This is a genomic window from Coxiella endosymbiont of Ornithodoros amblus (genome assembly GCF_019425495.1).
GTDB lineage: Bacteria > Pseudomonadota > Gammaproteobacteria > Coxiellales > Coxiellaceae > Coxiella.
In genome coordinates this window covers 1-9,962 of sequence record NZ_VFIV01000043.1, presented here as the reverse complement: position 1 = coordinate 9,962, position 9,962 = coordinate 1, and the positions used below count along the sequence as shown (strand labels likewise).

Below are 9,962 nucleotides of genomic sequence, written 5' to 3'. Positions count from 1 at the left end.
CAATGCACTTCTCACTTGCAAGAGAGTCCATAAAGGATTATCTGAATTCACAATCTTTAAAACCACTAGAATTGCTTTATATTGTTCCGAATAAGAATGTTCAAACGATTTTAATTAAAAGTGCTAACGGTTTTGTAGTCGGTTTGTTATTTATAAAAGCCTTCGCAGAAGGAATTAGCAAAACTGCATTAACTCGTCTTGCGCAATTGCTCAACCCGCCCATACGACTCATCACCTCTCTTAGAAAAAGACCTTAACCATAAGGCTGAAGTGCCTGTCTAATCTGCGCATATAGCTGCGGCAACCAGCGAGGATGTACAGCTTCCATAGATGGGCGTATAGTAACGCAAGTCATCGGGAGCGTAATGACTTTGATATGGCGCTCTCCTACCAAATAAGCCAATACGAACAATTGTCAATGTGGCTTTATTCCAAATGGGTATACATCCGATCGACGCATCGCTACCATGGATTAAAGATATCATCACCCAAATCATGGCGGTGATCTAACCTTACATAATAGGGATCAGCGGAATTGGGATAATTTAAGCATTAGTGATAAATCGAATCGGCTTGCCGGATTGAAGCTGACAATTTTATAAACGCCTTCAGGAACTTGATGATCCCCATCATGCATTTAGGTCCCAGTCCGCCGCTTGAATCGAAGCTAAGATAGGGAAAGAACGAATGTAACGCCAAAGGCCTCGATCTTTCGCCCATAGCTGGACTCGGTGAATTTTTGAATACGAGTAGTAAAATATCTTTCGGCGGATAACTCACCCCAGCCCGCTTAAAATAAGGCCACAAATTTTTAAAAGCATAGCCGCGGTACTTTAAAATCGCGCTAAATTATGTTGCGTTGAGATCCGTGATGAATGGAAGCGCAACCAGTAAATGTTAAAGCAAGAAGGATAGTGAAGAAAGAGAGGACTTTTCTTAAAGGAATTATTTTCATAACTATTTGATATTTATCATATTTTTATACTATGCAAAAAATTTACAATATGCTACCTTCTCCGTTAAAGTTAGGCAAGCCTATTTTCATATTTTTATATGTTATCATCTGTCTCGCCTTGTTTTCTATTAGGATTGAAAAACGACACGGGAAGTGCAGCACAACAAGTCTTATCGATTATTGAGTTATTCTTTATTTCCACTTTTCTTCATTACCGTCTGCCCGCCGGCCACTATCTATATATTATGTGGTACATGTGGTACACGAACGTCGCTTTGAATGATTCCTTAAACTAGCGCTAGCTGTTCTTTTCACGCAGAAAGATTCTCTTATTCAAACCATATCAAATCTGGAGTCCTATCTTTATTTAGCACCCGAGAAGCTTGGTTCGTTATTAGTATCTTTTATGATCACCCAATTATTACTCATACGAATAGTTCCGGGGAAACGTTTCGAGGGCCCTATCACACCAAAAAGTAACGTTCCTGTCTAAAAAACGAACGAGATTTTATGCTTTGGATATTACGTTGACGCTATTTTATCTTTATGGTTATCAATTTTCATTCTTTCCCCCCAACTATTATTATGATCATTTTGGCAGTATTTTAAGTACAAGGTGAGCAAAAGCAAGCGGTTCTACTGACTTCTGGCTGGTAAGGGATTTATCGGTATTTTCATCAGCCCCATGAAATAGGCACTGCTTTTTTTCTGGACAGTAACTACATTATTTTCACATTCTTACCTTATTTTTATTTAATTTATTTAACTATTTTACTCACACATCGTTCGCTACACGACGAGAATCGTTACCATAAAAATACGGTTCCTATTGAAAAATTTATTGCCAACAGATACCCTCTCAGACAGTTCCTTATTTTTTTAACTAAAAGATTCAATGCTATGGTAAAATGGCGAAAATCTGAAAATTAATCTCCCTCTTCCACTTGTTGGAAAGGTTAGGGAGAAGTTAAAAAAATAAAAAGGCTAATCATGAATCAAACCACTTACATCGAAAAACAAAAACGATTATCACAATCCCAACTTTGGACCAGACAGCGAGCTTTTTATGATCAAAAAGGGGCTGAAGCTTGGGCGGGCGACGTACCTTTCTATATTACAAGTAATCCTTTTATTGCCAATTGTTACGCTAAATTAGTCATCCGATTTATTCAGGATTGGATTAATCAACAGCCTGAATCAAGATACCAAACCTTTTACATTTTAGAATTGGGAGCGGGGAGTGGGCAATTTAGCTTTTTTGTATTAAAGCAACTAAGTTCCATTCAAGTTCAATTGAATTTATCACATCTTAATATCAAGTATGTAATGAGTGATTTCACTGAAAATAATGTAAGCTTTTGGCAAAATCAAAAAATGTTTCTTCCTTTTCTTAAAAAAAAACAATTGGATTTCGCGGTCTATGATTTAGAAAACGATCAATCCATAACACTGATTAAAAGCGGAACAGAGTTGCAGCCAAACTCGCTAAGCAACCCACTGATTGTTTTCGCTAATTATATCTTTGATAGCATCAAAGCTGACGTATTCGCTATTAAAAATAAAAAAATCAAAGAATCCTTAGTCACGCTAAAATCAAAACAAAAAACTTCGTTTATAAACGCTAAGATCAATTTGAAAAAAATACAAATTAAATTTACAGAACGGTCCATCCGCTATGATTATTATTCAAATAAAATCTTTGACGACATCCTCAATCAATACAAAGACCAATTAAGAAACACGCAATTACTTTTTCCTTCAGGAGCACTTAAATGCCTACAAAATTTAATTCAAATTAGTTGCGGCAAATTACTGTTAGTCTCCTCCGACAAAGGGTTCAACACTATTGACGAACTTAATGAATTAGACTACCCCGAATTAGATTTCCATGGTAGTTTTTCGCTAATGGTTAATTATCATGCTATTGGAGAATATTTTAAACGTGAGAATGGAGAAGCTTTTATTCAGACTCCACGAGAAGGTTTGGCCAGCGTTGTCTGTGCCGCCGGCTTTCAATTTGAAAAACTACCCGAAACACAAAATTTTTTAATCGATAATATCGAAGGATTTAGTCCTTCGGACTATTTTAATTTTTATGAACATTTTTTAAAAACAGCAAATAAAGCTTCTTTTGAAATGTTGTTATCTTTTTTATGTTTCTTTCAGTGGGATCCGCTTCTATTTTACCAAATTCATGATGAGCTAATGAAACGCTTGAATAAAGCAGATGAACAAATGATCCATTACCTTAAAAAAAATCTATCCCTTATTGCTGATAATTTCTATTATGTTCCAGGATGCGATGATATTTTCTTTGCCATTGGTATGTTGTATTACCAGCTAGATGAGTATAAAAAGGCAATTCATTATTACTTAGAATCAGAAAAGCATTTTGGGTCGAGATTTGAATCAATCTACAACATCGGATTATGTCATTTTTATGCGAAACACTATAAATCAGCAGTTAATTATTTTAAAAAAGCACTCAAACTCAATCCAAGAGCTAAAACAGCGAAGTATTTATTAACTAAAGCAAAAAATAAAAAGTAATATCTATTTATTTTAGACCCCGTCGTTCCCGTGCGTGGGCCGTCTACTGACAGACAAAGAATCGAGGGCTTTCACAGCCGAAGTCACGGGAGTCCCGGCTAAAAGGCTAAGAAAAGCACCATCGGTGTTTTTCTTAGCCCCTAGTCTTTTAGGTCTCCTCCTGACTCCGCCGTGAAGGTTTTGTATGCTTCAATAATACAGCAGATGCCCCGCGGAGGGCGACGGGGTTTAAGTTTTTCACGCTTCACCACGGGTGGGTAATGATAGAGGCCCCTTGTATCAAGGAGCTTTGAAAGGAACAAGGCGAAAGAGAAGCATCAACTTTACAGTCATTAGGGGTTTATGCTTAAGTTGATGGCTAGGTGCGCAGGCGGGGATGATAAACTCCAAATTAGAATTGCTATAACACAGGCTTACTACTGAATTTTTTATCTCTTTTGATAAGTTTCCTTAATAAATAAAGTGACGATCCCTGCAGTTGATAATCCGACTGGTATAATGCTTAATGCCAATGTGTAATTATGGGAAGTATAAATCCGAATTCCATTCTCCAATCGCCCGCTCCACAACCAATCTAAAATATCACCGACGACCGGTTGAAAGATAAATCCGCCCATCATAATAACGAAATTCACAAAAGCAATAGCCGTTCCCGAAATCTTATTAGGATTATTTTCTTTACTTAAAGTGAAACATAATGGATGCGGACCGCAACAAATACCAAAAAGAAACAATAACGGATATAACACATAAATAGGCAAGCAATTCAAATATAAAATTAGACTGGCCACGAGGCTGCTAAAAAAGAAGAGGTCAACAATGGTATTTGCGAGTTTCAAAAATATCAGATAACGCCCCACTGCCAAAACTTGACATTATCCAGCCGAATAACATAATTGACACGCCCCTCGCCGCTTGTTCTGGAGACAAATGGTGTACATAACGCAGATAAGGGATCGCCCAAACATCTAAAAATATCAACGAAGGCAAATATAATAGGGAACCCACAATACCAATAAACCACATTTATCGATTTCTTTATAATTCCAAAGAGGTAATCGCCTAACTGGCGATAACTAATGGCCGCCATTTCTGTGGTCGCTCCTTCTTCTTTGGGTTTATCACGAATAGAATAATTAATAATATCGCCATAATTAAATCTATTCCCATAAACAACGGGAAATACATTGCAATATGAGTTAAATAAATATCAGTGAAAATCGCCGCCACCATTCCTCACCCTGTCACAATGCCTGTGGCCGTGGAAAAATTTTACAATGAAGCCAAGTAGCCGCTAACTTTAGCGTTGTTACATAAGCAAGGGCCGGAAAAACCCAACCATAAAACGACCCATTAATGCGAAGTCAAACTCTTTAAAAAGAAGAAAAAATGAAAACGCCAATGGGGGGTACCCATTATTGAAGCAATTTTAAGGATCACCGCGGCCTAATGCGATCCACCATCACTCCCACAGGTAACTGGAGTGGCGCATAAGAAAAATAATAATAAGAAACGCCTATAAAAATGATCCATACCATCATTTCAGGACGAGGCGTGTCAGGTGATGATGATAAATAAGTACTATCTTTTGGAAAAACGCGCCATTTTCTTCTCTATAATCATGATCGTCCATAACGCCCCTTTCTATTTACGCAAGTTCAATGCCTGTTTAGCTAATATAGATACCTTATTGAATGGGTGACGTCAATGACTTATGGTTGCTACAAGTTTTCAGCCTTTCAAAGAGAAATTGAGAGACGAGGACAAGTAGGGACAACGTTATCATCGTTTCCTGTTGAGCCTGCGTTCCACGAAGAATAAAATAGTTTGTTGATTCAATCACAATAACCCCTTTTAGTTTCTTCCTTAAAAGAACTAGTTACTTCTTCTGATTCAATTGGCTGAAGCGGCTTTTCCGATTTTTCCTTTAAAGAAAAACCAAAAAATTTTATTCCTAAATATGGCAGTTTTTCATTTGTAAATTTTTCTTGAGTGATGTTTATAATATATTCTTTATTCTCTTTGTTAATCTTTTCGAGAATCTCTAAAGTCTAAGCTTTTTGTATCACTACATTACCAATAAACGGCTGTGAGGTTTCCTCTGTTTCTTTCGCACCAATGAGAATTTTAAAAGCCAATCCATAAAATTATACCATTGAAACCGTGGCAGAAAAATTACTAATAATCTTGCTATAGCTCGATAATTAACAAGCCATCCATAAAATTTTCATAATTTCCATTATAAATTTAATAAAAATATCATTTGCGTGAACGAAAGACGCTAAAGCATCCATGTCCACAACCGACGCAATAGTCAAACTAAAAATACTGATATAAATTGCCATGCTAACAAAAATAGACAGCAAAGCCTATTGAAAGAAAAAATCTCAGTGTGATGTGAATCGAATCTAAAGCGGAGACAATCTAAAAAACAATATTAATTACAGCCGTTAAATCTGCGAGTATAGGAAGATCTCCTACTCCGTTATGCACATGATTCTATCTTTTTTTTGACAAGTCCTTCCAAAACCACCAGGCACCTCCAGCGTCTAAAAAAGAAATTTAGAAACGATGAAATTAAACTATGACTCGAGGAGGTAATCCGTTTTTTCCTCGGGTGTTTGTAACTGAGTAAATAAGTTATCAAAAGAACGTTTACTCAATACTTCATTATTCGCATCCATCGCATCGACCTTAAAGAAAAAATGCGGATGTGACTCTATATCATCAGAATGAACGATAATTCCATTGTAATTTTGTAGTTTATTGTCCGTTAAGTCAGTGGCTTCATTTATTATCAGAGTGGTGGGGTCACTCTCTCTTCGACCGCTATATTGATACGTATTATTTTATCCATGTGATTGTATTATTGGTGGAGACCCATAAAGAAACTTCACTCTTATTTTTGGTTCACCCACACTAACATCTGGTAAATCAAACCGTCAATATAATTCGATTAAATTTTGATTTATAACTTAAAAGCAAATTAATTATTGGATGAAGCAATTAAGAAAACTTAAAATAATGATTTCATTTGAGGTCTGTGATAATATTCCAGTCACTTCAGGAGCGCCCGTAGCTCAGTTGGATAGAGTAACCGGCTTCGAACCGGTTGGTCGGGGGTTCGAATCCCTCCGGGCGCGCCAATTTCCAATTAAAAATCAATTAGTTACTTTTTAATAATTTCTTAAGCTTAAGGTGGTCTCATAAAGCTAGCTTTGTTCCATCCGAAATATTTTATGAACGCGCCTAATTTTTCTTCGGCAATAAAAGAGCTGTGGAATACGAAAGTAGAAGAAATGTGGATAGAACGTAAGAGTTGGCAGATCATCCGAGCAAAAAATCGCGAGAATTCTTTTTTCTATGACATAGGTAGATAATTATAGGTATTATTTTGGAGAAGGCAATTTTCAATCTGTATGCCGAGCTTATTCTATAGATAAGGAAGGCAAAATCAATGAAAAAACCCCCTCCTCGGCTGTAAAGAGTTTTGACCTTAAAAAAAGAATAATACAATGGAGGGGATTATAAAAGAAGCTAAAATATTTGGCAGATATTATCAGATCGACGGATGGAAATACACCTAAAAAAATAAATAAATTGTATCTTTTTCTAGAATTTATTTGTGGAAAATCGCTTGAAATATTATTAACAAAATTAGCCGGAAACAAACTTCAATTAACCTTTTAACAAAGAATCGAACTTATTTTTTATATCGTGCAATAACTGAATCTCTTTCGCCACTATACCTTCTTTTACAGGTTCTATAGAGAAACCCTTTGTCTATTGTGATTTAAAACCACATAATATTCGGATAAATATAAAAACAAAAAATCAAAGAAGAGCGGATGCCTTCTTTTGATTGTCCTATTATCGACTTAGGAGTTTTAGATACAGAAGACGTAGATCCACCAAAGGATAGAATAGCAAAGGGAACGTTTACTTATATACCACCAGAAATTTCAGAAGAAAAGTAGGCATTCACACTGACTTATTCATTCTCGTTCCTATGAACGCAGAACTGTTAAGCATGACACATTTTATTATCTTTCACAAGAGAAAATTAAACCAATTTAGGAAAGGAACCTACGATGTCTCCGATTCATTTAAACATAAACATGCCACCTATTCCCACCTCTTATCCATCAGTTGTTGGGCCTCTTATTAGAAAATTCCTGGTTAAAATACAGAGTAAATATTATTGGAGGGGCCTGCCACGGATGAGGTATTACGCTTTATTTACGACTTTAAACAAAATCTCCCTCCTCATGGCTGCATTGAAGAAGTAAAAAATATAATAGCAAGGGATTGGGAGAATTAGGTCTACCTTTTACAAAATTAATTTTACTTGAATCAGGCTGCTAGAAGGAACAGCCTATTGGCCTTAACTGCACATTTGAGCATTTTGACTTTGATAATAATCAAGATTTTTGCCCTGCCTTTATCAAGCTTAATGAAAAAAATTTCGCATTTCCTCTGCCAATATTTATCAACTCTTACAGTAAAAATAAAACGGAAGGTGGCCAATTTTTAATCATATTAAGCCCTCCTGCCTTCTATTTGATTAATGAAAATCTTTTCAAAAGAACTGTAGGCTCAGTACTCAGATATTTTTTAAACAATAAGATCGTAAGAAATAATGATCTTACAGAAATTTTCAAAGAATATAATTCACTTCTAATAAGCTCTTTTAGCAAACTTTATCGCCAAAAAACTTGGTACTCCCTTTTTAGAAATCGTCTACGCAGTAAGTTCGGGAGGAAAGTTTTCAGTTATAATCTCGAGGATTTTAATGAAATAATAACCTATGTACAATCCCGACATGACGGCGCAACCTAGTGCGCTTTGAAAAAATTAGATATACATCTGTCTGTTGAAGCACTCCTTAAACAAAAAGCCTGTCATTTAATTCCTTAGGTGCTATTCTCAAAATAGGATCATTAGCAACAAAATTCGCCTTGAAATATTTCCTCCCATACCCCATAAATAAATAATGACACTAACCCTTCTGAAAGGAGAGCGAAAATGGCAAAAGCAGTACAAAAATACCCTCACAGTATGTTAAACCACCTCCAACAAGACATTAACCGTTTATTTGAGCCATTTGGATGGGCGACGGGCGGCGAATTTTGGGATTCTTTTTCGAGTGAATGGTCTCCTCATATTGATATTAAGGATGAAGGCCAAAATTACCTCATCTGTGCAGATATACCAGGTGTTGATCCTAAAAAAATCCAGGTGTCTATGGAAAATAATATCTTGACGATTAAAGGGGAAAGAGAAACGGAAGCAAAGGAAAAAAGTCAAAGCTACTTACGCGTTGAGCGTACTAAAGGCTCATTTTTACGGCAATTTACCCTACCTGAATCCGCCGATGCTGAAAACATTAAAGCAAAAAGCAAACGCGGTGTACTAGAAATCACCATCCCGAAAGCTCAGCCGCCCAGAACGAAAAAAATAGAAATAGAAGAGCAAGAATAAATGCCCTTTTCTTCCCTATAATACCCCCATGTTGGGGGTATTTTTTATTTAAAATCAATAATTAAGATAACTTCATTGTTTGCTTATATTTAAAAGAGGGACGTAAAAAGAAGGAATTAACAAGGTATTAGGTAGTAGGCGGACCATGAAAAATTTAAGTGTCATTGATTGGATCGCTGTAATCCTGCTCATCATCAGAGGATTGAACATAGGATTCATGGGCGTATTCGACTACAACATACTTGGTGGTATTTTTAGCCAAGTAACAGCATTGTTACAGACCATTTATCTCTTAATTGACTTAACTGCATTGTGGTTTATTTTCCACTTGACAAAAAAGCAGTGAAGTAAGCCACGACCATATTAGCCGTAATTAATTCCTTTAGGAGAATGCACGTAGGGGTTGGAAGTCTTTCCAACCCTTTTATAACCGTAAGCATAATTCGGCGACGAAAATAAGCCCCTAGACGGTGTTCCCAAGATAGATCCCCTACCATGTCTAAAGCTAATTCATTATTTTAATTGGAACCGTTAAGCTCGTTTACGTTAAAATCGTTCGCAAATGAGCCAACATATCGTCAGGCCCTTCAACTTCGTGTTGGAAAAGCTTATCGCCCTCCTGGATAAAATGCTCTATGAACTGTTCTAAATCTTTTCGTACTGTCCGATCAGCATTTTCACAGACGATCAAAAAAGTGCTTGTATGTTGAGAATAAAAACGTGGCACAAACCCTTTTTACATTCCGAACTTAGAACTATATTGATAACTTTACCAGTGATATCGATAGTTCTTCAAACCTTGGTATGGAAAATTAATGTTTTTTTATACATCATCCCCATTTCCTTTTTCCGTTGTTCGCTACTTCATGGGGCGCCTTATTTCTCGTAAGTTCCTATCAATTTACGAATGTTCACGCCACGGCTTTACTCTCTCTAATCTGGCTTGGCATCGCTATCGGCGGGCCCTTTTTCGGTT

3 protein-coding genes, 1 tRNA gene and 6 pseudogenes are annotated in these 9,962 nt (G+C 36.4%); 6 read left to right on the top strand and 4 right to left on the bottom strand.

The window, feature by feature from the left end; translation table 11 throughout:
- Positions 1 to 114, bottom strand: a pseudogene (locus tag FIV31_RS05855) (hypothetical protein); the annotation flags it as partial.
- Between the two features lie 8 nt (positions 115 to 122).
- Between FIV31_RS05855 and FIV31_RS05850 the strand changes: the two are divergent.
- Positions 123 to 257 (top strand): annotated as a pseudogene (locus FIV31_RS05850) (tryptophan synthase subunit alpha); the annotation flags it as partial.
- On the opposite strand, the pseudogene FIV31_RS05845 reads toward FIV31_RS05850, so the two are convergent.
- Positions 254 to 961 (bottom strand): annotated as a pseudogene (locus FIV31_RS05845) (L,D-transpeptidase family protein). The pseudogenes FIV31_RS05850 and FIV31_RS05845 overlap by 4 nt on opposite strands.
- Before the next feature lie 984 nt (positions 962 to 1,945).
- Between FIV31_RS05845 and FIV31_RS05840 the strand changes: the two are divergent.
- Entirely contained in the window at positions 1,946 to 3,505 is a 1,560-nt protein-coding gene (locus tag FIV31_RS05840; RefSeq protein ID WP_280124129.1) for a tetratricopeptide repeat protein, read from the top strand.
- A gap of 428 nt (positions 3,506 to 3,933) precedes the next feature.
- On the opposite strand, the pseudogene FIV31_RS05830 reads toward FIV31_RS05840, so the two are convergent.
- A pseudogene (locus tag FIV31_RS05830) lies at positions 3,934 to 5,138 on the bottom strand (MFS transporter).
- A gap of 1,436 nt (positions 5,139 to 6,574) precedes the next feature.
- On the opposite strand from FIV31_RS05830, the gene FIV31_RS05825 reads away from it, so the two are divergent.
- From FIV31_RS05825 to FIV31_RS05815, 3 genes are all read left to right on the top strand, one after another.
- A tRNA-Arg gene (locus tag FIV31_RS05825) sits at positions 6,575 to 6,651 on the top strand.
- Positions 6,652 to 8,530: 1,879 nt separating this feature from the next.
- Positions 8,531 to 8,986, top strand: coding sequence for an Hsp20/alpha crystallin family protein (locus tag FIV31_RS05820; protein WP_280124128.1), 456 nt, complete (start codon positions 8,531 to 8,533; stop codon positions 8,984 to 8,986).
- 145 nt (positions 8,987 to 9,131) lie between these two features.
- Positions 9,132 to 9,332 carry a DUF378 domain-containing protein gene (locus tag FIV31_RS05815; protein ID WP_280124127.1) on the top strand — a complete coding sequence of 67 codons (201 nt, stop codon included), beginning with the start codon at positions 9,132 to 9,134 and terminating at the stop codon, positions 9,330 to 9,332.
- Between the two features lie 79 nt (positions 9,333 to 9,411).
- Here FIV31_RS05815 and FIV31_RS05810 read toward each other — a convergent pair.
- Positions 9,412 to 9,772, bottom strand: a pseudogene (locus tag FIV31_RS05810) (secondary thiamine-phosphate synthase enzyme YjbQ); the annotation flags it as partial.
- 66 nt (positions 9,773 to 9,838) lie between these two features.
- Between FIV31_RS05810 and FIV31_RS05805 the strand changes: the two are divergent.
- Positions 9,839 to 9,962 (top strand): annotated as a pseudogene (locus FIV31_RS05805) (hypothetical protein); the annotation flags it as partial.

Bases quoted from the DNA above. Each gene is read 5' to 3' on its own strand.
- FIV31_RS05820 (WP_280124128.1), top strand. From the start codon at position 8,531: ATGGCAAAAGCAGTACAAAAATACCCTCACAGTATGTTAAACCACCTC.
- FIV31_RS05815 (WP_280124127.1), top strand. From the start codon at position 9,132: ATGAAAAATTTAAGTGTCATTGATTGGATCGCTGTAATCCTGCTCATC.
- FIV31_RS05840 (WP_280124129.1), top strand. From the start codon at position 1,946: ATGAATCAAACCACTTACATCGAAAAACAAAAACGATTATCACAATCC.